The sequence below is a fragment of the Microbacterium sp. NPDC080220 genome, assembly GCF_040686395.1.
Classification (GTDB): domain Bacteria; phylum Actinomycetota; class Actinomycetes; order Actinomycetales; family Microbacteriaceae; genus Microbacterium; species Microbacterium gawkjiense.
The window spans coordinates 131,436-153,793 of record NZ_JBFBOP010000006.1 but is presented as its reverse complement, the minus strand read 5'-3'; the positions used below and the strand labels follow the sequence as shown (position 1 = coordinate 153,793).

Here is a 22,358-nt window from a genome sequence, read left to right as displayed (position 1 = left end):
GAGGAAAGTGGAGTAAAGTGGCGTCATCCTGGAGCGGGCCGGACGAAGGGGGTGACCGAGCGATGTTGTTGGGCACCCACACCCCGAAGCTGGACGACAAAGGTCGGGTCATCCTGCCGGCGAAGTTTCGCGACGACCTCGGCCCCGGCGTCGTGATCACCCGCGGCCAGGAGCGCTGCCTTTACGTCTTCAGCTCGGCGGAGTTCGAGCGGGTGTACGAGCGCATCCGCGAAGCCCCCTTGACCAACAAGCAGGCGCGCGACTTCCAGCGCATGTTCCTCTCCGGCGCGAGTGCGGAGAAGCCCGATTCGCAGAACCGGATCACGATCCCGCCGCACCTTCGGACCTACGCGGCTCTGGAGCGCGAACTGGTCGTGACGGGTGTCGGCGCGCACGCCGAGATCTGGAACGCCGATGCCTGGAACGCCTACGCGGACAGCAACGAAGACACGTACTCGGACATGGAGCAGGAGGTGATCCCGGGACTCTTCTGATCCTCGACCGCGACTCCCAGCCGCTCGCCCTGACGCACTTCCCCGGCGCCAGGTCGGAGCGGATGGGGATCGGGGCCGAGGGCCTCTGCAGAACCGAACGCACCATGGCCTACGACGACATCCACACCCCCGTCCTCCTCGACCGCTGCGTCGAGCTGCTCGCACCCGCGCTCCAGCGCGACGGCGCCGTCGTCGTCGACGCCACCGAGGGCATGGGCGGCCACTCCGAAGCGCTCCTCGAGCGCTTCCCCCAGGTGCGGCTGATCGGCCTCGACCGCGACACCGACGCCCTTCGGATCGCGGGGGAGCGGCTCGCCCGGTTCGGGGACCGCGTGACCCTCGTCCACACCGTGTACGACGACATCGCCGACGCGGTGCGCAGCGCCGGAGCGACGAAGGTCGACGGCATCCTGTTCGACCTGGGGGTGTCCTCCCTCCAGCTCGACGAGGCGGACCGCGGGTTCGCGTACGCGAAGGATGCCCCGCTCGACATGCGGATGGACCAGACCGCCTCGACCACGGCGGCCGACATCGTCGCCACCTACGGTGAGGGCGACCTCCGCCGGATCTTCGAGCGGTACGGCGAGGAGAAGCTCGCCGGCCGGTACGCCCGAGCCATCATCGCCGCGCGCGAGGAGGCGCCCATCGACCGGTCCGCCCGCCTCGTCGAGATCCTCATCGCCGCGACGCCGGTGGCCGTGCAGCGCGAGCGCAGCGGTCACCCCGCCAAGCGTGTGTTCCAGGCGCTGCGCATCGAGGTCAACGGCGAGCTCGCGGTGCTCGAACGCGCCCTGCCCGAGGCCCTCGGCATCCTGCCCGTCGGCGGTCGCATCGTCGTCATGTCGTACCAGTCCCTCGAGGACCGCCTCGTCAAGCGGGTGTTCGCCGAGGCGACGCGGTCCACGGCGCCGGCGGGCCTCCCGATCGAACCACCCGAGCACGCCCCCCGCTTCCGCCTCCTCACCAAGGGCGCCGAAGTGGCATCAGACGAAGAGAAGTCCCGCAACCCGCGCGCCACACCGGTGCGTCTGCGTGCGGCAGAGCGAGTGAGGGAGGCGTCATGACCGTTCCGGCCCTGGCCACCACTGCCATCGACAGCGCAGGCGATGAGGTCGTCCTCGGTTCGGCGGCACCGGTCCTCCGTCCGCTGGGTCGCCCCGGCGTCGGCATCGCGCCGCAGCCGCGACGCCGTCCGCGGCTCGTGTTCGGCCTCGTCGCGGTCGCCGGCGCCCTCGCCATCGCCGGTGTGCAGATGGGGCTGTCGATCGTCACGACGCAGGGCGCCTACGAGGTCAAGGACCTCACGGCGCAGCAGCGGGACGCGAACTACCAGAAGCAGATCCTCGAGGAGGAGATCGCGGGGCTCAGCTCGCCGCAGTTCCTCGCCGCCAACGCCGCCGCCCTCGGCCTCGTCGCCGGCGGCGAGCCCAACTACCTGCGCCTGAGCGACGGCGCGACCCTCGGTCCGCAGAAGGGCGCGTCGGATGCCTCCTCGATCGAGGCGCTGTCGCGGGCGGCGGTCTCCAACGCCCTCGTTGCGGATGTCCCGCTCGTGACGGACCCCGAGGCGAGCCTGGACTCGGGTGTGTCCATCGACGAGGACCTGCTGGCCAATACGCCGACACCCCCCTCGATCACCGACGGACTGCCGACCCCCAGCACACACTGAGAACATGACGACACGAGCAACCCGAGGCCCGCGCCGTCGCACCGTCGTCGCCCTCGCCGTCGTCCTGGTGGTCCTGGTCTCCTTCGTCGTCCGCCTGGTCGACATCCAGATCGTCAACGCGAGCCAGCACGTCGGCGACGCCTTCAGCAAGGGGATGCGGGTCACCTCGAAGCTCGAGGGAGCGCGGGGAACGATCGTCGACACGAACGGCACCCCGCTCGCGACGAGCCTGCTGCGCTATCACGTCGTCGTGAACCCGAAGCTCGCCGAGAAGGGGATGTCCCTCCGGGACGAGAACGGCTCGCTCGTCAAGGACGAGAACGACAAGACGGTGCTGGTGACGTGGCCCGAGATCGCCGCGCAGATCGCCGAGGTGACGGGTCAGGATGCCGCCGAGGTCCAGGCGATCGCCGACGACGCGTTCGCGAAGGACCCGGCCGACCAGTTCGAGTACGTGAAGAAGTTCGTCTCGACGGCGGAGTTCCGCAAGCTCGCCGATCTGCAGATCCCCTTCATCTCGTTCGAACCGATCGCCTCCCGCTCGTACCCGAACGGCGCGGTCGCGGGCAACATCCTCGGTTTCGTCGGTTCCGACGGCAAGCCCCTCGAAGGCGTCGAGTCGCTGCAGAACTCCTGCCTCGCACCCACCGACGGCAGCATCCGCTATCAGAAGGGCGCCGACGGGGTGGTCATCCCCGGAACGGCGGTCGAGCAGCCCGCGAAGAACGGCGGCACCCTCGCCCTCACGATCGACGCCGACCTGCAGTGGTACATGCAGCAGCTCATCGCCGAGGAGACCTCGCGCTACCAGGCGGACTGGGGCGGGATCATCGTGATGGAGGTCGCGACGGGCAAGATCCGCGCGCTCGCGGAGACCCCCACGGTCGACCCGAACGATCCCGGCGCCAGCGAGCCTGAGGACCGCGGATCGCGGCTGCTCCGGTTCTCCTTCGAGCCGGGTTCCACCTTCAAGCCGGTCACTGCGGCGACGGCGATCGAGCAGGCCGGCGTGACGCCGGAATCGACGGTCAGGGTGCCCGACCGGATGGTGTTCGACAACGGCGCGGTCGTCAACGACTCCGAGAACCACGCGACCGAGAACCTGACGCTCAACGGCGGTCTGGTCACCTCGTCGAACGTCGCGATGTCGCAGTTCGGCGGCATGGTCGACCCGCAGACGCGGTACGAGTACCTGACCAAGTTCGGCGCCGGTCAGCCGACCGGTCTGGACTGGTCGGGTGAGCCGAAGACGACGATCGCCCCCGCGGACACGTGGGACAACCAGACGAATTACGCGACCACCTTCGGGCAGGCCTTCACCGTCACCGCCGTCCAGGTCGCCAGCGCGTACCAGACGTTCGCCAACCACGGTCTGCGGATGCCGGCATCGCTCGTCGAGTCCTGCACGAAGCCCGACGGCACCGTCGTCGAGCCGAAGCTCGCCGCCCCTGAGCAGGTCATCAAGAAGGAGACCGCCGACGAGGTCTCGCTCATGCTCGAGAACGTCTTCGCGCAGGGGACGCTCGCCGACGACATCGCCCTCCCCGGCTACCGGATGGGCGGCAAGACCGGCACGGCGCAGATCTCCGACGGCAAGGGCGGATACAAGCCGAACCTGTACTTCACGTCCCTCGTCGGCTTCGCTCCCGCCGAGGATCCGAAGTATGTTGTCCTGACGGTCTTCGACGAGCCCAAGAAGCAGCGGATGTCGTCGGCCAACCGCTCGGTGTTCAAGAAGGCGATGGCGCAGGTGCTCACGCACTACCGCGTCATGCCGTCGGGCTCGGAGACCCCCCTCCTGCCCGTCACAGGCTGAACCCGAGCGCACGAGGAGACACCCCAGCATGATCCGGATGACGCTCGCCGAGGTGACGCACGCCGTCGGCGGCACCCTTCAGCTCCACGGCACCGACACCCCGGAGACCGTCGTCTCGGGCACGGTCGACACCGATTCCCGCGAGATGGGGCCCGGCTCCGTCTTCGTCGCCAAGCCCGGCGACGCGACCGACGGCCACCTGTTCGTCGACGCCGCCGTCACGGCGGGGGCGTCCCTCGCGATCGTGCAGCGCCCCGTCGGCGCGCCGGTCTCGCAGATCGTGGTGCCCGACGCCGTCGCCGCCCTCGGCGCCCTCGCCCGTGAGGTGGTCGCCCGCGTCCGCGCGCACGGAGGCCTGCAGGTGGTGGGGATCACCGGGTCGAACGGCAAGACGACGACGAAGAACCTGCTCGCCCGCATCCTGCAGGACGAAGCCCCCACCGTCGCCCCCCGGGCGTCGTTCAACAACGAGGTCGGCGCTCCGGTGACGATGCTGCGCGTCACGGAAGACACCCGCTTCCTGGTGAGCGAGCTCGGGGCGTCCCGTCCCGGCCGCATCGCCGAACTGGCCGGCCTCATCACGCCCGACATCGGTGCCGTCCTCATGGTGGGCCTCGCCCACGCCGGCGGGTTCGGCGGTGTCGAGGCGACGCAGAAGGCGAAGACCGAACTCGTCCAGGCGCTCCGTCCCGGCGGCACGGCCGTCCTCAACGCCGACGACGCCCGCGTCGCGGCGATGGCCGCCGTCGCCGAGGAGCGCGCCGTCGCCGTCCGCTGGTTCGGGCGGGGCCCGTCGGCCGACGTGCGCGCCGAGGACGTCGACGTCACGGCATCCGGCACGACCGCGACGATCCTCGTCGACGGTCGGCGCCTGCCGCTGCACCTGCGGGTGCTGGGTGAGCACCACGTCATGAACGCGCTGGCCGCCATCACCGTCGCCCAACTGCTGGGGGTGGATCCCGCCGATGCCATCGAACGGATCGGCACGGTCGAGATCGCCGAGCGCTGGCGGATGCAGCCGCTCGGGAGCGAGCGCGTGCGTGTCATCAACGACGCCTACAACGCCAGCCCGGACTCCATGGCCGCAGCCCTCCGTACCGTCGCGCAGATCACCGCACCCGGGCAGCGCAAGGTCGCCGTCCTCGGGGCAATGACCGAACTCGGTGAGCAGGCGGGGGAGGAGCACGACCGCATCGGACTCCAGGCCGTCCGCCTCCGCTACGAGCGCATCGTCGTGGTCGGTTCCGCCGCCCGGCGCCTGTACCTCGCCGCCATCAGCGAAGGCTCCTGGGACGGTGAGGCCGTGTTCTTCGAGACCGCCGATGAGGCCTACGACTACCTGATGACCGAGCTCCGCGACGGCGACCGGGTTCTCGTGAAGTCCTCGAACGCGGCGGGGCTCAGGTTCCTGGGCGATCGTCTGGGAGAATCGTTCTCGTGAGATCCCTGCTGGCCGCTGCGACGATCTCGCTGGCATTCACCCTGTTCCTCACGCCCTTGTTCATCCGGGTCTTCCGGAAGATCGGGTGGGGCCAGGTCATCCGCACGCCGGAGGACATCAACAACCCGAGCCACCACACCAAGCGCGGGACGCCCACGATGGGCGGCATCGTCTTCATCGTGGGGACGATGGTGGGCTTCTTCGTCGGCAGCTACACGGGGGGCACGGAACCCACCGTGTCCGGCCTGCTCGTCCTCTGGATGATGGTGGGTCTCGGCATCATCGGCTTCATCGACGACTACATGAAGGTCCGGTCGCAGCGCAGCCTCGGGCTCTCGGGCTGGCGCAAGATCGTCGGACAGGTGGCCGTCGCCGTCCCGTTCGGCGTGATGGCATTGAACTTCCCGAACCAGTACGGCGAGACCCCGGGCTCCGCCTACATCTCCTTCTTCCGCGACATCCCGACGCTCTCCTTCATGGCGCTCGGGGCGGTCGCCGGATGGATCCTCTACCTCCTGTGGATCTCGTTCATGTCGGTGGCCTGGTCCAACGCGTCGAACCTCACCGACGGCCTCGACGGTCTGGCGACCGGTGCGGGGATCTTCACCGTCTCGGCGTACAGCTTGGTCACGTTCTGGCAGCTGCAGCAGCGCTGCCACTCCGCCGCGCTCGCCACCGAGTACACCGCCGCCTGCTACGACACCCGCGACCCGATGGGCCTGACGATCGTCGCGGCATCCTTCGTCGGAGCCCTTGTCGGCTTCCTCTGGTGGAACGCGCCCAAGGCGAAGCTGTTCATGGGTGACACGGGCTCGATGGCGATCGGCGGCGTGATCGTCGCGATGGCCGTCCTCAGCCGCACCGAGATCCTCTCGGTCATCCTCGCGGGCGTCTTCATCATCGCCCCGGCCTCGGTGATCCTGCAGCGGTATTACTTCAAGGCGACCGGTGGCAAACGCCTCTTCCTCATGAGCCCGTTCCACCACCATCTCGAGATGCGCGGGTGGCCCGAGATCACGATCGTCGTCCGGATGTGGGTCATCGCCGGCATTTTCGCGATCTTCGGTGTCGCCCTCTTCTACGTCGGCTGGCTGGCCGCCGTATGACCGCCGACCTCCGCCGGCTGACGAGCTGGCACGCCGACTGGTCGGGGCTCCGGGTCGTCGTCCTCGGGTTGTCGATGACGGGATTCTCCGTCGCCGACACGCTCGCCGAGCTCGGCGCCGACGTCCTGGTGGTGACCGAGGACGCCGCCGAGGAGTACGCCCGACTGGTTCCCGTCATCGGGGCGCGGATGTGGGAGGGCCCGCTCGACACCGTCCCCGAGGAGCTCACGGCGCACCGTCCCGACGTCGTCGTGGCCTCGCCCGGATTCCCGCCGCACCACCCCGTCGTCACGTGGGCCCGTGAGGCGGGTGTCGCCGTCTGGGGCGACATCGAGCTCGCCTGGCGCGTCCGCGACAAGGTGCTGCGCGCCGACGGGTCGCCCGCGGACTGGGTGCTCATCACGGGGACGAACGGCAAGACCACCACGACGCAACTGACGGCCACGATGCTGGTCGCCGGCGGCCTGCGGGCAGCGCCGTGCGGCAACATCGGAGTCCCGGTGCTCGACGCGGTGCGCGACCCGGCCGGGTTCGACGTGCTCGTCATCGAGGTCTCGAGCCACCAGCTCTGGTACCTCGGCCTCCAGGACGGCGACGACCGCGTCTCGCCGTACGCCAGCGTCTGCCTGAACCTCGCCGCCGACCATCTCGAATGGCACGGTTCCTTCGACGCGTACCGCGACGCGAAGGCCGTCGTCTACCAGCTCACCCGGGTCGCCTGCGTTTACAACAAGAGCGACGTTGCGACCCGCGAGATGGTCGAGGACGCGGAGGTGATCGAAGGATGCCGCGCCATCGGCTTCGATCTCGGCGTCCCGGGGCCGAGCGATCTCGGCGTCGTGGACGGCATCCTCGTCGACCGTGCGTTCCTCGAGGAGCGGCGCACCAACGCGCTCGAGCTCACGACCGTGGCCGAGCTGGCCGACGCAGGGCTCGCCGCTCCGCACGTCGTTGCGAACATCCTCGCTGCCGCCGCGCTCGCCCGGTCCCTCGACGTCCCGCCCGCGGCGATCCGCGACGCGCTCCGTGGTTTCCGCCTCGATCCGCACCGCATCGAGGTCGTGGGTGTCGTCGACGGCGTCACCTGGATCGACGACTCCAAGGCCACCAACCCGCACGCCGCGGCATCCTCCCTCCAGGCGTACCCCGGCGCGGTCTGGGTCCTCGGCGGACTGCTGAAGGGCGTCGACATCGACGACCTCGTCGCCGCGCGCGGTCCCGGGGTGAAGGCCGCGATCGTCATCGGCGTCGAACGGTCCACGATCGTCGCGGCATTCGCGCGACACGCGCCGGCGGTGCCGCTGTTCGAGGTCGACCACGCTCAGACTGAGGACGTCATGACCGAGGTCGTCGCGTTGGCGTCGGACGTCGCGCAGGACGGAGACGTGGTCCTCCTCGCTCCGGCTGCGGCATCGTTCGACCAGTTCGCCTCGTACTCGGATCGCGGCCGGCGCTTCGCCGACGCGGTGAACGCACGGATGGGAAAGGACGCCGGTGACGACCACGACCGACCGTCCGGCCCCGTCGGATCCGGCTGACCGCGGCTCCTCCGCCTTCACGGCGCGCGTCGCGCTGGGCCGCGTCTTCACACCGGTCCCGAGCGAGTTCCTGCTCATCGCCTCGACGGCGTTGATCCTCACGATCTTCGGCCTCGTCATGGTGCTGTCGGCAACGATGGCCACGTCCGACGCCGGCGGCCCGTTCCAGACCGTCATGCGACAGGCGCTGTTCGCGATCCTCGGCGTTCCGCTGATGTTCGTCTTCAGCCGGTTGCCGGTGACCTTCTGGAAGCGGATCTCATGGATCGCGCTGGGTGCTGCCCTGGCCTTCCAGCTCCTCGTCTTCACACCCCTCGGCTACGAGTTCGACGGCAACCGCAACTGGATCTCCATCGCGGGTGTCCAGGCGCAGCCGTCGGAGTTCCTGAAGCTCGCCTTCGCGCTGTGGCTCGGTTACGTCCTGTACCGCAAGCACACGCTGCTCGGACTCTGGCGCCACGTGTTCATCCCCGTGGTGCCTGTCGGTGCCATCGTCATCGGGTCGGTCGTCGCCGGTAAAGACCTCGGTACCGCGATGATCCTCGTACTCATCCTGCTCGGTGCCTTGTTCTTCTCGGGGGTGAAGCTCCGGGTGTTCATCATCCCCGTGGTCATCGCCGTCGCGGCGGTCGCCGTGCTGGCGCTCACGAGTGCGAACCGCATGGCGCGCATCACGAGCTTCCTCGACCCGAACTGCATCGACGACTACTACGGCGGCTGTTACCAGCCTCTCCACGGGATCTGGGGTCTCGCCAGCGGCGGTGTCTTCGGTCTCGGCCTCGGCAACTCGCGGGAGAAGTACGCGTGGCTGCCCGCGGCATCCCACGACTACATCTTCGCGATCGTGGGCGAGGAACTCGGCCTCATCGGGTGCATCGTGGTGCTCGCGCTGTTCACGCTGTTCGCGGTCGGCGCCTTCCACGTCATCCGCAAGACCCACGACCCCTTCATCCGCATCGCGGCGGGCGGCATCACCGTCTGGATCGTCGGTCAGGCGCTCATCAACATCGGCGTCGTGCTGCGGGTGTTCCCGGTGCTGGGTGTGCCGCTGCCGTTCATGTCGCAGGGCGGCACGTCGCTCGTCTCGGTGCTGATGGCGTGCGGGGTGCTCCTCGCCTTCGCGCGGACGCTGCCCACCTCGGCGCCGGGCACCGCTCCGTCCCGCCGGTAGGCTCGATCCGGTGACCACGTACCTCCTGGCCGGTGGTGGCACCGCGGGCCACGTCAATCCGCTGCTCGCCGTCGCCGACACCCTGATGGCTCGTGACCCGGGCGCGACCGTCCTCGTCCTCGGCACCCGTGAGGGCCTCGAAGCCCGACTGGTGCCGCAGCGGGGATACGAGCTGCTGTTCGTCGACAAGGTCCCCTTCCCGCGTCGACCGGATGCCGCGGCGCTCCGCTTCCCGGCACGGTTCGCCCGCGCCGTGCGCCAGGTCCGGCACCACATCCGCGATCGCGCCGTCGACGTCGTCGTCGGCTTCGGCGGGTACGCCTCGGCGCCCGCCTACGTCGCCGCCCGCCGCACCCACGTCCCCGTGGTCGTCCACGAGGCGAACGCCAAGCCGGGGCTCGCCAACGTGCTCGGCGCGCGGGGGGCCGCGGCATCCGGTGTCGCCTTCGAGGGAACGCCGCTGCGCGGTGCCGAGGTCGTCGGGATGCCGCTGCGCCCCGAGATCGTGAACCTCGACCGCGCCGCGCTGCGCGAGGAGGCGGCTGCGGCCTTCGGGATGGATGCCGACCGGCCCGTCCTCCTCGTCTTCGGCGGATCGCTCGGGGCGGTGCGGCTGAATCGCGCCTTCGCCGATGCGTGGCAGGACGTCGTCGCGGCGGGGTGGCAGATCCTGCACGCCGCGGGGGAGCGCAACGACATCGCCGACCCCGACGACCCGTCCTACCGGATCGTGCCCTACATCGATCGCATGGACCTCGCGTTCGCCCTCGCCGACGCCGTCGTCTCGCGGTCGGGGGCGGCGACCGTGAGCGAGCTCAGCGCGCTCGGGATCCCGGCCGTCTACGTCCCCTACGCGGTCGGCAACGGCGAGCAGGCCCTCAACGCCGCTTCCGCGGTCGCGGCGGGGGCAGCGGTGCTGATCCCCGATGCCGAGCTGACCGGGGAGCGCATCCGTTCGACCGTCGTGCCGCTCCTGTCCGATGCGGCGTCGCTCGAGCGCATGCGCGCCGCCGCGGCGCAGGTCGGCACCCGTTCGGGGAGTGAGAACGTCGTCGGACTGATCGACCGCGCGCTCGCCCGCTGAGCAGCCCGGCACAGCGCGCCGCGGCGTCCCCGCCGCCCACCCCGACCTAGACTTGTCGGGCCATGATTCGCCCCGATCTCACGCTCCCCATCCCCGCGGACATCACCGCCGCCCACTTCATCGGGATCGGCGGTTCCGGGATGTCGGGGCTCGCCGGCATGTTCCTCGATCGCGGCATCCGCGTGTCGGGTTCCGACCGCTCCGACAGCGCGGCCATGCAGGCGCTCGCGGCGCGCGGCGCGGAGGTGCACGTCGGCCACGACGCGGCGAATCTCCCCGACGACGTGGATGCGGTCGTGTTCACGGGCGCCATCTGGCCCGAGAACCCGGAGTACCTGCGTGCGCAGGAGCGGGGCGTGCCCGTGCTGCACCGCTCGCAGGCGCTGCACTGGCTGGTCGGCGGTCGTCGACTGGTGAGCGTCGCCGGCGCGCACGGCAAGACCACCTCGACCGGGATGATCGTCACGGGCCTCCGCGCGATCGGCGCCGATCCGACGTTCGTCAACGGCGGCGTCATCGCCTCCCTCGGCGTCTCGAGCGGCACCGGGTCCGACGACCTGTTCGTCATCGAGGCCGACGAGTCCGACGGCTCGTTCCTCCTCTACGACACCGCGGTCGCCCTCATCACGAACGTCGATCCCGACCACCTCGACCACTGGGGGTCGCGCGAGGCCTTCTACGAGGGTTTCGTCCGATTCGCGGATGCCGCATCCCAGGCCGTCGTCATCTCCTCCGACGACCCCGGCGCCCGCGAGGTCGCCGCGTCGCTGTCGCACCGCACCGTGGTCACCTTCGGCACGGCCGCCGAGGCGGACGTCCGCGTGAGCGACATCGTCACCGAGGGCCCGGTCTCCTTCACCCTCCACCACGACGGACGCTCGGCGTCGGGCGCCCTGAGTGTCCCCGGGGCGCACAACGCGGTCAACGCGGCCGGCGCGGTCGCCGTCCTCCTCACCCTCGGATACGAGCTCGAGCCGGCGCTGCGCGCGGTCGAGCAGTTCGGCGGCACCATCCGCCGGTTCGAGCTGCACGGCGTCCGCGCGGGCGTGTCGGTCTACGACGACTACGCGCACCACCCGACCGAGGTCGACGCCGCCCTCGCGGCGGCGCGCACCGTCGTCGGGGAGGGACGCATCATCGCCGTCCACCAGCCTCACACCTACTCCCGCACGCAGGCCATGTACCGCGAGTTCGCGGAGGTCCTCGAGTCCCGCGCCGACCACACGGTCGTCCTTGACGTCTACGGCGCCCGCGAGGATCCCGTCCCCGGGGTGACCGGCGCGCTTGTCAGCGGTGCCTTCGCCGACCAGGACCGGGTGCGCTTCGTGGCGGACTGGCAGCAGGCGGCCGAGTACACGGCATCCATCGCCCGTCCCGGCGACTACGTCATCACCCTCGGCTGCGGTGACGTGTACCGCATCATCCCGCAGGTCCTCGACGCCCTCGGGCAGGACTGACCGTGCGGCGGCCGTCCCCCCTGCCGACGACGCCGCCGGCACGTCGATCCGCCCCGACGGCGGCTCCGCAGTCGGAGCCCGTCCCGCGGCCTCGGGCGGAACAGCCCGTGCACGATCCCGAACCGGCGCCGGAGCAGGTCACCGAGGTCATCGAGCCCTCGCGGCCGGGCCGCCTCGTCCCGTTCGCTCAGCCGGTGGCCGAGGTCGACGACGTGGAGCCCGGCGAACGGACTCCGGATGCCGAGGGCGACCGCCCGCTCGGTCTGCGCGACGTCTGGGCGGCGGCCCGCGCCCGCCGGCGTGCCCTCCGCCGCGAGGTCCGACGGTTCACCGTCCGTCAGCGGCGGCGTCGCTACGCGTGGCTGGCGTCGCTCGCCGCCGTCGTGCTCGTCGGGCTCGGGGCCGTGGCGACCGCCTACAGCCCGTTGTTCGCCGTCTCGAAGATCACCGTCCTGGGCACCGATCGGCTCGATCGCGGCGCCGTCGAGCAGGCGCTCGCGGGGGAGAAGGGCACCCCTCTCGCGCTCGTCGACTCCAGCGCGGTCAAGGCCGCGCTGGTCGGGTTCCCGCTCGTCGAGAGCTACTCGATCGAAGCGCGTCCGCCGCAGGAGCTCGTCGTGCGGATCATCGAACGCACCCCCGTGGGGGTGGTGTCGACGCGCGGCGCATTCTCGCTCGTCGATGCGGCCGGCGTCGTCCTCTCCACCAGCGAGAACGCGCCCGAGGGGTACCCGGTGATCGAGGCGACCGGCGGGGCCGGGTCGCGCGCGTTCCGCGCCGTGGGGGCCGTCTACCGCTCGCTCCCGGCCGACCTGCGCACGCAGGTGACGGCGATGGCGGCGACGACGCCCGACGATGTCACCCTCACGATCGAGGGGGCGGAGGTCGTGTGGGGGAGCTCTGACGACCCCGTCGAGAAGGCTCGCGTCCTGCAGGCCGCGATGACCGCGAAGCCGCCGTCCGAGGTCGACGAGTACGACATCTCGTCGCCGGACGCGGTCGTCATCCGCTGACGCGGAATCAGATCGCGCGACACGCCCACGACGCTGCGGCTGAGCGCCGCTGCGCCGCCTACCTTCGGAATCGGGAATTGCATACTCGGCAATTCTTTAAACCTCTGGTTGAGGTTGAAGGTTTGCACTCGAGGTTCAGGACGATACGGAGGCCGGCGTGAGCCAGAACCAGAACTACCTTGCTGTGATCAAGGTCGTTGGCGTGGGTGGTGGCGGTGTCAACGCCGTCAACCGCATGATCGAGCTCGGCCTTCGCGGCGTCGAGTTCATCGCCGTCAACACGGACGCCCAGGCGCTGCTGATGAGCGACGCCGACATCAAGCTCGACGTGGGCCGCGAGCTCACGCGCGGTCTCGGCGCGGGCGCCGACCCCGAGGTCGGCCGTCGTGCCGCCGAGGACCACGCCGAGGAGATCGAGGAGGCCCTCGCGGGCGCCGACATGGTCTTCGTCACGGCCGGCGAGGGCGGCGGTACGGGTACCGGTGGCGCCCCGGTCGTCGCGCGGATCGCGAAGTCGATCGGCGCCCTCACCATCGGTGTCGTGACCAAGCCCTTCTCCTTCGAGGGCCGTCGTCGCCAGACGCAGGCCGAGGCGGGCGTCTCGAAGCTCAAGGAAGAGGTCGACACCCTCATCGTGGTGCCGAACGACCGCCTGCTCGAGATCAGCGACCGCGGCATCTCGATGATCGAGGCCTTCGCCACGGCCGACCAGGTGCTGCTCGCCGGTGTGCAGGGCATCACCGACCTCATCACGACGCCCGGTCTCATCAACCTCGACTTCGCCGACGTCAAGTCGGTCATGCAGGGCGCGGGCTCCGCGCTCATGGGCATCGGCTCGGCCCGCGGCGCCGACCGTGCGATCAAGGCCGCCGAACTGGCCGTCGAGTCGCCGCTGCTCGAGGCGTCGATCGAGGGCGCGCACGGCGTGCTGCTGTCGATCCAGGGTGGTTCGAACCTCGGCATCTTCGAGATCAACGACGCCGCGCAGCTCGTCAAGGAGGCCGCGCACCCCGAGGCCAACATCATCTTCGGTACCGTCATCGACGACACCCTGGGCGACGAGGTCCGGGTCACGGTCATCGCGGCCGGCTTCGACGGCGGCGAGCCCCAGGTGAAGGTCGAGCCGATCACGGCCAGCCGCCCGGCATCCGCTCCCGTGCTGCCGCCGCTGCCCGCCGACACGGTCGCGCGCGACCTCGCCGCGGCGGAGAACAGCGGACGCGAGTCGGTGTCGGTGTCGGCGCCCGCGTCGTCGTCGAGCGACTACGACTCGGCCTTCGGCGATGACGACCTCGACATCCCCGACTTCCTGAAGTAACGCCGTCGTGGATCTTCGTTCGCGGCTCGCCGACATCGACGCGCGCATCTCGGATGCCGCTCGGTCGGCGGGCCGCGATCCCGCGACGATCACGCGGATCGTCGTCACGAAGTTCCACCCCGTCGAGCTCGTGCAGGGTCTCGCCGCCCTCGGCGTCATCGACGTCGGCGAGAACCGGCAGCAGGAACTCAGCGCCAAACGCGCCGACTACGACGGCCCGGCGCTGCGCTGGCACTTCATCGGCCAGGCGCAGACGAACAAGGCGAAAGCGGTGCGTCGGGATGCCGACGCGGTGCACTCCCTCGACCGCGCGCGGCTCGCCGACGCGCTCCACGGCGCCCGCGCCGAAGGCGACGAGAGCGTGCTCGACGTCCTCATCCAGGTCAACCTCACCGACGACCCCGGTCGCGGGGGCGTCCAGCCGTCGGGTGTCGAGGAGCTCGCCGAGCACGTCGCCGCATTCTGCCCCTCGCTGCGGTTGCGGGGCGTGATGGCCGTCGCCCCGCTCGACGAGGACCCCGCCGCGGCCTTCGCCCGGCTCGCGGATCACGCCGCACGGCTGCGCCGTGTGGTGCCGGATGCCGACTGGATCTCCGCCGGAATGACCGGCGACTTCGCCGAGGCGATCGCCGCGGGTGCGACACACCTGCGCATCGGTTCGGCAATCACAGGCCCGAGGCCCCTGCACGGTTAGCCTCATCACAGACGAGCAATACGGAGGATGCGATGTCGAACCCGCTCAAGAAGACCATGGTGTACCTGGGCCTCGCCGACGAGGAAGAGGTCTACGAGGAGCCGGCTCCCCGCCGCGAGAGCCGGGAGAAGCAGGTCGAGAACAAGACCGCCCCGGTGACGCCCATCCACCGTCCAGCCGTCGTGCGCCAGCCCGCTCCGGCCACCGTGAGCGAGATCGTCACGGTGCACCCGAAGCAGTACCGCGACGCGCAGATGATCGCCGAGAACTTCCGCGACGGCATCCCCATCATCATCAACCTCTCGCAGATGAGCGATGCGGACGCCCGCCGCCTCATCGACTTCGCGAGCGGACTCTCGCTGGGTCTGTACGGCCGTATCGAGCGCGTGACGAGCAAGGTCTTCCTGCTCTCGCCCGAGAACGTCGCGGTATCTGGCGAGGGGGCGATCGCCCAGGGCGACGCCGACTCCGCCCCCTTCACGCACTGACGTCGTGTCGGCCATCGGCCTCATCGCCGGGATCCTCAACGCGCTCCTGCTCATCTACGTGCTGTTCCTCCTGGCACGTCTGGTGTTGGAGTACATCCCGATGTTCAACCGGGAGTGGCGTCCGCGCGGCGGCTGGCTCGTCTTCGCTGAGGTCGTGTTCACCGTGACCGACCCGCCGCTGAAGTTCTTCCGCCGCTTCATCCCGCCGCTGCGCATCGGTCCCATCGCGCTCGATCTCGCCTTCCCGATCACGATGCTGTGCTGCTTCGTGCTCCTGTCCGTCACGCAGGTGCTGAGCCGCGTGTGAGGTCGTCGCCGTCGCACCCACGACAGCCGCGGACTATGCTGTCGGGGTACGGCTCGCGCCTCGCGGGTCTTCTTTGACCGGCCCGCTTCCTGAGCCCCGAAAGAGGAAAGACACATGCCTTTGACTCCCGAAGACGTCGTCACCAAGCAGTTCCAGCATGTTCGTTTCAAGGAGGGTTTCGACCCGGACGAGGTCGATGACTTCCTCGACGAGATCGTCGTCGAGTGGCGCAAGACGATCGCCGAGAACGAGGAGCTGAAGGCGAAGCTCGCCGCGTACGAGTCCGGCGAGACCCCCGCTCCGGAGGCCGCCGCCCCCGCCGCCGAGGAAGAGGTCGTCGAGGAGGCCCCGGCTCCGGCCGAGCCCGTCGCCGAGACCCCCGCGGCCGGAGCGACCGCTCCTGCGGCCGCGTCCGCCGGCATCATCGAGTTGGCGCAGCGCCTGCACGACGAGCACGTCGCCGAGGGCAAGGCGCAGAAGGAGAAGCTCATCTCCGAGGCGCAGGCCGAGGCCGACGCCATCCTCAACGAGGCCCGCACCAAGGCCAAGGACGAGCTCACCCGCCTCGAGAGCGAGCGCGGCACCCTCGAGGGTCGCATCAGCGAGCTGCGTCAGTTCGAGCGCGACTACCGCGTCCAGCTGCGCGGCTTCATCGAGGAGAAGCTGCGCGATCTCGACGTCGCCGGCACCTCGGGCTCGACGCCCATCCCCGCCTCCTGACCGCTCGCACGTTGTCGAGCCGAACATCCGCGTCGCGGACGACACTGCGCGCCGCAGCGGCCGGCACCACCATCGCGATCCTCGCGGTGCTGGTGCTGGCCGCTGACCAGTTCACGAAGTTCCTCGCTCTCGAGAACCTGCCCGAGCGGCAGGCCGTCCCGGTGCTCGGGGACTTCCTCCAGCTCTATCTGACCTTCAACCCCGGCGCGGCGTTCTCGCTCGGGGAGGGCGTCACCTGGGTCTTCACCCTCGTGCTCGCCGCCGCTGCCGTCACGATCATCGTCCTCGCCGTGACCCGCGTGCGGTCGCGGGCGTGGGCCATCGTCCTCGGGCTGCTGCTCGGCGGCATCCTCGGCAACCTGGGTGACCGACTGTTCCGCGCACCCGGGTTCCTCGTCGGGCACGTCGTCGACTTCATCCACACGCCGTGGCTCTGGTTGGGCTTCCCGTCGGCCATCTACAACGTCGCCGACTCTTTCATCGTCACGATGATGCTCGCCGTCGCGATCCTGGTCCTGCTCGGCGTCCGTTTCGACGGGTCGCGGGAGAAGGATGCCGCGGCGACGGCGGACGACGAGGCGCAGCCGGCATCCGCCGATCCCCATGCCCAGCCGTAGCCTCCCCGTCCCGGACGGCCTCGACGGCACCCGGGTCGACGCCGCGCTGGCCAAGCTGCTCGGCTTCTCACGCACGTTCGCGGCCGAGGTCGCCGAGGGTGGGGGAGTCGAACTCGACGGGCGCACCGTCGGCAAGTCCGAGAAGCTCGTCGCCGGGGGCTGGTTGCAGGTCGACTGGGAGGACAAGCGGGGTCCCGAGATCGTCCCCATCGCGGTACCCGACCTCGGCATCGTCCACGACGACGACGAGATCGTCGTCGTCGACAAGCCCGCCGGTGTCGCCGCGCACCCCTCGCTGGGATGGGAGGGTCCGACGGTCGTCGGCGCCCTCGCCGCCGCGGGGTTCCGCATTGCCACCTCCGGCGCTCCCGAGCGTCAGGGCGTCGTGCACCGCCTCGACGTGGGCACGAGCGGCCTGATGGTGGTCGCGAAGACCGAGCGCTCCTACACCGCGCTGAAGCGGGCGTTCAAGGAACGCGAGGTCGACAAGATCTACCACACGGTCGTGCAGGGCCACCCCGACCCGCTGGTGGGGACCATCGACGCGCCCATCGGCCGTCACCCCAGCCACTCGTGGAAGTTCGCGGTCACGCCCGACGGCAAGGACTCGGTGACGCACTACGAGACGCTCGAGGCATTCCCCCGTGCCTCGCTGCTCGAGGTGCACCTCGAGACCGGGCGCACGCACCAGATCCGCGTCCACATGGCCGCCCACCGGCATCCGTGCGTCGGCGATCCCCTCTACGGAGGCGACCCGACGCTCGCCCAGCGCCTGGGGCTGACGCGGCAGTGGCTCCACGCCCACGAACTGTCATTCGCGCACCCCGCGACGGGGGAGTGGTCGACCTTCCGCTCGGAGTACCCGGCGGACCTCGCTCACGCCCTGGAAATGCTGCGCGACCACGCGTGAGCCGACTCGGCGGAAGGGGGTGCGAACGTCGGCGGCCCGCGGCATCCTGCTGTCATGACCGTCGACGTCCGCCCCGCCACCTCTTTCGACGACGTCGCGACGATGGTGGGACCGAAGCGTCCCGACGCCAACGTCTGCTGGTGCCTCACCTACCGGCTTCCGGGTCCCGAGCATCGGCCGCTCTCCGGTCCGGCACGCGGCGCGCGGGTGCGGGACCTCGAGGCGGAGGGGCCGCCCCGGGGCGTCGCGGGAAGGGTATCTCCCACGCCCTGCTGGCGGGCGTGGTGGAGTTCGCGAGGTCGCAGGGTGCGCCGGCGATCGGGGGGTACCCCGTCGACGACAGGGGCGAGAAGGTCGACCTCACGATGGCCTACGTCGGCACCCGAAGCCTGTTCGAACGGGCTGACGGTCAGCGGCCGCCGGCGAAGCTCGCGGGGTCGTCCTCGGCGATCGCGAGCGCGATCTTCCGGACGTGGGTCTGATCGACGTCGACCAGCTCGCCGAGCCCGAACCACCCGACGTCGGTGAGTTCTCCGTCGGCGGGATGCGGCTCGCCCGAGACCCAGTCGCAGCGGAAGACGAGGTCGAGGTAGTCGACCTGATCGCCGTTGGCGTACTCGATGCGGGGGATCTGCTGCACGGCGGCCAGGCGCGTCGCGCGGACGACGATCCCCGCCTCCTCGCGACACTCCCGGACCGCCGCATCGGCGGGCTCCTCGCCGGGGTCGACGATGCCGGAGACGGGCTGCCACGAGCCGTTGTCCGCCCGCCGTCCGATGAGCACCTTCTCGTCGCGGAAGACGATCGCGGTGACGCCGACGAGGGGGAGGGGAGCGGTGCCGATCTTCTCGCGGAGGGCGAGGACGAACTCGGGAGTGGCCATGCCGACCAGCCTAGGTCCCGTGTCGGACCCGGAACGTAGACTCGATCCGTGGCATCCGATTCCTTCGTCCATCTGCACGTGCACAGCGAATACTCGATGCTCGACGGGGCCGCCAAGATCGGCGCGATGACGCAGGCGGCAGCCGAGTACGGGATGCCGGCGATCGCCGTCACCGACCACGGCAACACGTTCGCGGCCTTCGAGTTCTACCGTGCCGCCCAGTCCGCCGGCGTCAAGCCGATCATCGGTCTCGAGGCCTACGTCACCCCGGGCACCCACCGCAGCGACAAGTCCCGCGTCGCCTGGGGCTCGCCCGACCAGAAGAGCGACGACGTCTCGGGTTCCGGTGCCTACACCCACATGACGATGTGGAGCCAGAGCACGGAGGGGATGCACAACCTCTTCCGGCTCAGTTCGCTCTCGAGCATCGAGGGCTACTACTTCAAGCCGCGCATGGACCGCGAGCTGCTGCAGACCTACGGCAAGGGACTGATCGCCACGACCGGCTGCCCGTCGGGGGAGGTGCAGACCCGCCTGCGTCTCGGGCAGTACGAGGCGGCGCGCGCCGCGGCCGCAGAGTTCCAGGACATCTTCGGCAAGGAGAACTACTTCGCCGAGATCATGGACCACGGGCTGTCGATCGAGCGTCGTGTCATGACCGACCTCATCCGGCTCTCGAAGGACCTCGGCATCCCGCTCGTCGCGACCAACGACTCGCACTACACGCATCAGCACGAGGCCGACGCGCACGCCGCCCTCCTCTGCGTGCAGTCCGGCTCGACCCTCGACGACCCGAACCGTTTCAAGTTCGACGGCGACGGGTACTACATCAAGACGGCCCAGGAGATGCGGCAGCTCTTCCGCGACCACCCCGAGGCCTGCGACAACACGCTCCTCATCGCCGAGCGCTGCGAGGTCGAGTTCAACACCTCCGCCAACTACATGCCGCGCTTCCCGGTGCCCGAGGGCGAGACCGAGGACAGCTGGCTGATCAAGGAGGTCGAGGCCGGCCTCCACTACCGGTACCCCGACGGCATCCCCGACCGGGTGCGCAAGCAGGCGGAGTACGAGACCGGCATCATCCTCCAGATGGGTTTCCCGGGGTACTTCCTCGTCGTCGCCGACTTCATCAACTGGGCCAAGGACAACGGCATCCGCGTCGGTCCCGGCCGCGGTTCCGGTGCCGGTTCGATGGTCGCGTACGCCATGCGCATCACCGACCTCGACCCGCTCGAGCACGGTCTGATCTTCGAGCGGTTCCTCAACCCCGACCGCGTCTCGATGCCCGACTTCGACGTCGACTTCGACGACCGTCGCCGTGGCGAGGTCATCGACTACGTGACCGAGAAGTACGGCTCTGAGCGCGTCGCACAGATCGTCACGTACGGCACGATCAAGTCGAAGCAGGCGCTGAAGGATGCCGGTCGTGTCCTCGGCTTCCCCTTCTCCATGGGGGAGCGGCTCACCAAGGCCATGCCGCCGCCCGTCATGGGCAAGGACATGGAGCTCGGCGGCATGTTCGACCCGCAGCATCCGCGGTACAAGGAGGCGAGCGAGTTCCGCTCGCTCATCGACACCGATCCCGAGGCGAAGACCGTCTTCGACCGCGCGATCGGCCTCGAGGGTCTCAAGCGGCAGTGGGGTGTCCACGCCGCCGGTGTCATCATGTCGAGCGAACCGCTGATCGACATCATCCCGATCATGCGCCGCGAGCAGGACGGCCAGATCGTCACGCAGTTCGACTACCCGTCGTGCGAGACCCTCGGGCTCATCAAGATGGACTTCCTGGGGCTCCGCAACCTCACGATCATCTCGGACGCCCTCGACAACATCCGCAGCAACCGCGGCGAGGAACTCGACCTCGAGCACCTCGAACTCGACGACCGCGCCGCGTACGACCTGCTCAGCCGCGGCGACACGCTCGGCGTCTTCCAGCTCGACGGCGGCCCGATGCGCTCGCTCCTGCGCCTCATGAAGCCCGACAACTTCGAGGACATCTCGGCCGTCATCGCGCTGTACCGACCGGGTCCGATGGGCGCGAACTCGCACACCAACTACGCACTCCGCAAGAACGGCGTGCAGCCGATCACGCCGATCCATCCCGAGCTCGAAGAGCCGCTGCGCGAGATCCTCGACACGACCTACGGCCTGATCATCTATCAGGAGCAGGTCATGGCGATCGCGCAGAAGGTGGCCGGCTTCTCGCTCGGTCAGGCGGACATCCTGCGCCGCGCGATGGGCAAGAAGAAGAAGTCCGAGCTCGACAAGCAGTACGAGGGCTTCTCGGGCGGCATGAAGGAACGCGGCTTCGGTGAGGCAGCGATCAAGGCCCTCTGGGACATCCTGCTGCCGTTCTCCGACTACGCCTTCAACAAAGCCCACTCCGCGGCGTACGGCCTCGTCTCCTACTGGACCGCGTACCTGAAGGCCCACTATCCCGCCGAGTACATGGCCGCGCTCCTCACGAGCGTCGGCGACTCGAAGGACAAGATGGCGGTGTACCTCAACGAGTGCCGCCGCATGGGCATCCGCGTCCTCCCGCCCGACGTGGGGGAGTCGATCCGCTACTTCGCGGCCGTCGGTGAGGACATCCGCTTCGGTCTGGGCGCCGTCCGCAACGTCGGCAGCAACGTCGTCGACGGCATCGTCGCGGCGCGGGCCGACGGTCCCTACACGAGCTTCCACGACTTCCTCGCAAAGGTCCCCGCCCACGTCGCCAACAAACGCACGGTGGAGTCTCTCATCAAGGCCGGCGCGTTCGACTCGCTCGGCTCGACCCGGCGCGCGCTCATGGAGATCCACGAGGACGCCACCGAGCAGGCCGTGCTCGACAAACGGCGCGAGGCCAATGGCGAGGTCGGCTTCGACTTCGACAGCCTGTGGGGCGACGACGAGCCGCAGCAGGTCGCCCGCGTCCCGGAGCGTCCCGAGTGGACCAAAAAGGACAAGCTCGCCTTCGAACGCGAGATGCTCGGGCTCTACGTGTCGGACCACCCGCTCGCCGGGCTCGAGATCCCGCTCGCCAAACACGCGTCGACCGCGATCCACGACCTGCTCGTCTCCGAGGACATCTCCGACGGCGACATCGTCACGATCGCGGGCCTGGTCACCAGCGTGCAGCACCGCGTCGCGAAGCAGAGCGGCAATCCGTACGGCATGATCACCGTCGAGGACTTCGACGGCGAGGTGACCGTCATGTTCATGGGCAAGACGTACACCGAGTTCCAGTCGATGCTGCAGGCCGACTCGATCCTCGTCGTGCGCGGACGCGTCTCGCAGCGCGACGACGGGCGCAACCTCCACGGGCAGTCCGCGTTCGTCCCCGACCTCGGATCGGTGGATGCCGCCGGCCCGCTCGTCCTCCTGCTCCCCGAGCACCGGGCGACCGAGACGACGATCGGTCAGCTCGCCGCCGTCCTCGACCGGCATCCGGGCAGCACCGAGGTGACCCTGAAGCTCCACCGCGGCGGCGTCGCGAAGGTCTTCGAGGTGCCCGCGCAGGTGGGCGTGACGGTCGACCTCTACGGCGAGTTGAAGGGTCTGCTGGGACCCCAGTGTCTGGGCTGAGTCGTCCACAGCCCGCGGGGTAGGATCGCAGGCGGCGCCCCCCCGGCGCTGTGCGGAAGGAGCAT

At 69.7% G+C, this 22,358-nt stretch carries 20 protein-coding genes and 1 pseudogene; 20 read left to right on the top strand and 1 reads right to left on the bottom strand.

Annotated features, from left to right (window positions below; genetic code table 11):
- The first annotated feature begins 62 nt into the window (after positions 1–62).
- The 19 genes and pseudogenes from mraZ to AB0P29_RS10930 all read left to right on the top strand — a co-directional run bounded on the left by mraZ (position 63) and on the right by AB0P29_RS10930 (position 18,325).
- Positions 63–494, top strand: coding sequence for a division/cell wall cluster transcriptional repressor MraZ (mraZ, locus tag AB0P29_RS11020; RefSeq protein WP_064002348.1), 432 nt, complete (start codon positions 63–65; stop codon positions 492–494).
- 104 nt (positions 495–598) lie between these two features.
- A complete protein-coding gene (rsmH, locus tag AB0P29_RS11015; RefSeq protein WP_359919218.1) occupies positions 599–1,558 on the top strand; it encodes a 16S rRNA (cytosine(1402)-N(4))-methyltransferase RsmH in 960 nt (319 codons plus the stop codon).
- Positions 1,555–2,163, top strand: coding sequence for a hypothetical protein (locus AB0P29_RS11010; RefSeq protein ID WP_359919220.1), 609 nt, complete (start codon positions 1,555–1,557; stop codon positions 2,161–2,163). The genes rsmH and AB0P29_RS11010 overlap by 4 nt, the downstream gene beginning before the upstream one ends.
- 4 nt (positions 2,164–2,167) lie before the next feature.
- Positions 2,168–3,979, top strand: a complete 1,812-nt coding sequence (locus AB0P29_RS11005) for a penicillin-binding protein 2 (protein WP_363379774.1) — start codon at positions 2,168–2,170, stop codon at positions 3,977–3,979.
- 28 nt (positions 3,980–4,007) lie between these two features.
- Positions 4,008–5,420 (top strand): UDP-N-acetylmuramoyl-tripeptide--D-alanyl-D-alanine ligase, encoded by a 1,413-nt coding sequence (gene murF / locus AB0P29_RS11000; RefSeq protein ID WP_253034501.1) that lies wholly within the window; start codon positions 4,008–4,010, stop codon positions 5,418–5,420.
- The gene (gene mraY, locus AB0P29_RS10995) at positions 5,417–6,526 is read left to right on the top strand and encodes a phospho-N-acetylmuramoyl-pentapeptide-transferase (protein WP_064002343.1); all 1,110 of its coding nucleotides are present in this window, start codon (positions 5,417–5,419) and stop codon (positions 6,524–6,526) included. The genes murF and mraY overlap by 4 nt, the downstream gene beginning before the upstream one ends.
- Positions 6,523–8,064, top strand: a complete 1,542-nt coding sequence (gene murD / locus AB0P29_RS10990; RefSeq protein ID WP_363379771.1) for a UDP-N-acetylmuramoyl-L-alanine--D-glutamate ligase — start codon at positions 6,523–6,525, stop codon at positions 8,062–8,064. Before mraY ends, murD begins: the two co-directional genes overlap by 4 nt.
- Complete coding sequence (gene ftsW, locus AB0P29_RS10985; RefSeq protein WP_363379769.1) at positions 8,021–9,235, top strand: putative lipid II flippase FtsW; 1,215 nt, start codon at positions 8,021–8,023, stop codon at positions 9,233–9,235. The genes murD and ftsW overlap by 44 nt, the downstream gene beginning before the upstream one ends.
- 10 nt (positions 9,236–9,245) lie before the next feature.
- Positions 9,246–10,319, top strand: a complete 1,074-nt coding sequence (locus tag AB0P29_RS10980; protein WP_363379767.1) for a UDP-N-acetylglucosamine--N-acetylmuramyl-(pentapeptide) pyrophosphoryl-undecaprenol N-acetylglucosamine transferase — start codon at positions 9,246–9,248, stop codon at positions 10,317–10,319.
- 62 nt (positions 10,320–10,381) lie between these two features.
- On the top strand, positions 10,382–11,776 hold the full coding sequence (murC, locus tag AB0P29_RS10975; protein WP_363379766.1) for a UDP-N-acetylmuramate--L-alanine ligase: 1,395 nt from the start codon (positions 10,382–10,384) through the stop codon (positions 11,774–11,776).
- Between the two features lie 107 nt (positions 11,777–11,883).
- Positions 11,884–12,789 (top strand): FtsQ-type POTRA domain-containing protein, encoded by a 906-nt coding sequence (locus tag AB0P29_RS10970; RefSeq protein WP_363379764.1) that lies wholly within the window; start codon positions 11,884–11,886, stop codon positions 12,787–12,789.
- A gap of 157 nt (positions 12,790–12,946) precedes the next feature.
- Complete coding sequence (gene ftsZ, locus AB0P29_RS10965; protein WP_064002337.1) at positions 12,947–14,107, top strand: cell division protein FtsZ; 1,161 nt, start codon at positions 12,947–12,949, stop codon at positions 14,105–14,107.
- 7 nt (positions 14,108–14,114) lie between these two features.
- Positions 14,115–14,801: a YggS family pyridoxal phosphate-dependent enzyme gene (locus AB0P29_RS10960; RefSeq protein ID WP_363379763.1), complete on the top strand. Its 687-nt coding sequence runs from the start codon at positions 14,115–14,117 to the stop codon at positions 14,799–14,801.
- A gap of 32 nt (positions 14,802–14,833) precedes the next feature.
- Complete coding sequence (locus AB0P29_RS10955) at positions 14,834–15,289, top strand: cell division protein SepF (protein ID WP_064002335.1); 456 nt, start codon at positions 14,834–14,836, stop codon at positions 15,287–15,289.
- A gap of 4 nt (positions 15,290–15,293) precedes the next feature.
- The gene (locus tag AB0P29_RS10950) at positions 15,294–15,596 is read left to right on the top strand and encodes a YggT family protein (RefSeq protein ID WP_359919230.1); all 303 of its coding nucleotides are present in this window, start codon (positions 15,294–15,296) and stop codon (positions 15,594–15,596) included.
- Positions 15,597–15,710: 114 nt separating this feature from the next.
- Positions 15,711–16,316: a DivIVA domain-containing protein gene (locus tag AB0P29_RS10945; RefSeq protein WP_217531286.1), complete on the top strand. Its 606-nt coding sequence runs from the start codon at positions 15,711–15,713 to the stop codon at positions 16,314–16,316.
- 11 nt (positions 16,317–16,327) lie between these two features.
- The gene (gene lspA / locus AB0P29_RS10940) at positions 16,328–16,933 is read left to right on the top strand and encodes a signal peptidase II (RefSeq protein WP_217531287.1); all 606 of its coding nucleotides are present in this window, start codon (positions 16,328–16,330) and stop codon (positions 16,931–16,933) included.
- Positions 16,920–17,843 (top strand): RluA family pseudouridine synthase, encoded by a 924-nt coding sequence (locus AB0P29_RS10935; protein WP_363379760.1) that lies wholly within the window; start codon positions 16,920–16,922, stop codon positions 17,841–17,843. Before lspA ends, AB0P29_RS10935 begins: the two co-directional genes overlap by 14 nt.
- 54 nt (positions 17,844–17,897) lie before the next feature.
- Positions 17,898–18,325 (top strand): annotated as a pseudogene (locus AB0P29_RS10930) (hypothetical protein).
- On the opposite strand, the gene AB0P29_RS10925 reads toward AB0P29_RS10930, so the two are convergent.
- On the bottom strand, positions 18,253–18,726 hold the full coding sequence (locus tag AB0P29_RS10925; protein ID WP_217531290.1) for an NUDIX domain-containing protein: 474 nt from the start codon (positions 18,724–18,726) through the stop codon (positions 18,253–18,255). The pseudogene AB0P29_RS10930 and the gene AB0P29_RS10925 sit on opposite strands and share 73 nt — an antisense overlap.
- A gap of 48 nt (positions 18,727–18,774) precedes the next feature.
- Here AB0P29_RS10925 and dnaE point away from each other — a divergent pair, with 48 nt between their 5' ends.
- A complete protein-coding gene (gene dnaE / locus AB0P29_RS10920) occupies positions 18,775–22,293 on the top strand; it encodes a DNA polymerase III subunit alpha (protein WP_363379758.1) in 3,519 nt (1,172 codons plus the stop codon).
- Positions 22,294–22,358 lie beyond the last annotated feature (65 nt).

Coding starts and splice junctions, on each gene's coding strand:
- mraZ (WP_064002348.1), top strand. CDS start 63: ATGTTGTTGGGCACCCACACCCCGAAGCTGGACGACAAAGGTCGGGTC.
- rsmH (WP_359919218.1), top strand. CDS start 599: ATGGCCTACGACGACATCCACACCCCCGTCCTCCTCGACCGCTGCGTC.
- AB0P29_RS11010 (WP_359919220.1), top strand. CDS start 1,555: ATGACCGTTCCGGCCCTGGCCACCACTGCCATCGACAGCGCAGGCGAT.
- AB0P29_RS11005 (WP_363379774.1), top strand. CDS start 2,168: ATGACGACACGAGCAACCCGAGGCCCGCGCCGTCGCACCGTCGTCGCC.
- murF (WP_253034501.1), top strand. CDS start 4,008: ATGATCCGGATGACGCTCGCCGAGGTGACGCACGCCGTCGGCGGCACC.
- murD (WP_363379771.1), top strand. CDS start 6,523: ATGACCGCCGACCTCCGCCGGCTGACGAGCTGGCACGCCGACTGGTCG.
- murC (WP_363379766.1), top strand. CDS start 10,382: ATGATTCGCCCCGATCTCACGCTCCCCATCCCCGCGGACATCACCGCC.
- AB0P29_RS10955 (WP_064002335.1), top strand. CDS start 14,834: ATGTCGAACCCGCTCAAGAAGACCATGGTGTACCTGGGCCTCGCCGAC.
- AB0P29_RS10945 (WP_217531286.1), top strand. CDS start 15,711: ATGCCTTTGACTCCCGAAGACGTCGTCACCAAGCAGTTCCAGCATGTT.
- AB0P29_RS10935 (WP_363379760.1), top strand. CDS start 16,920: ATGCCCAGCCGTAGCCTCCCCGTCCCGGACGGCCTCGACGGCACCCGG.
- AB0P29_RS10925 (WP_217531290.1), bottom strand. CDS start 18,726: ATGGCCACTCCCGAGTTCGTCCTCGCCCTCCGCGAGAAGATCGGCACC.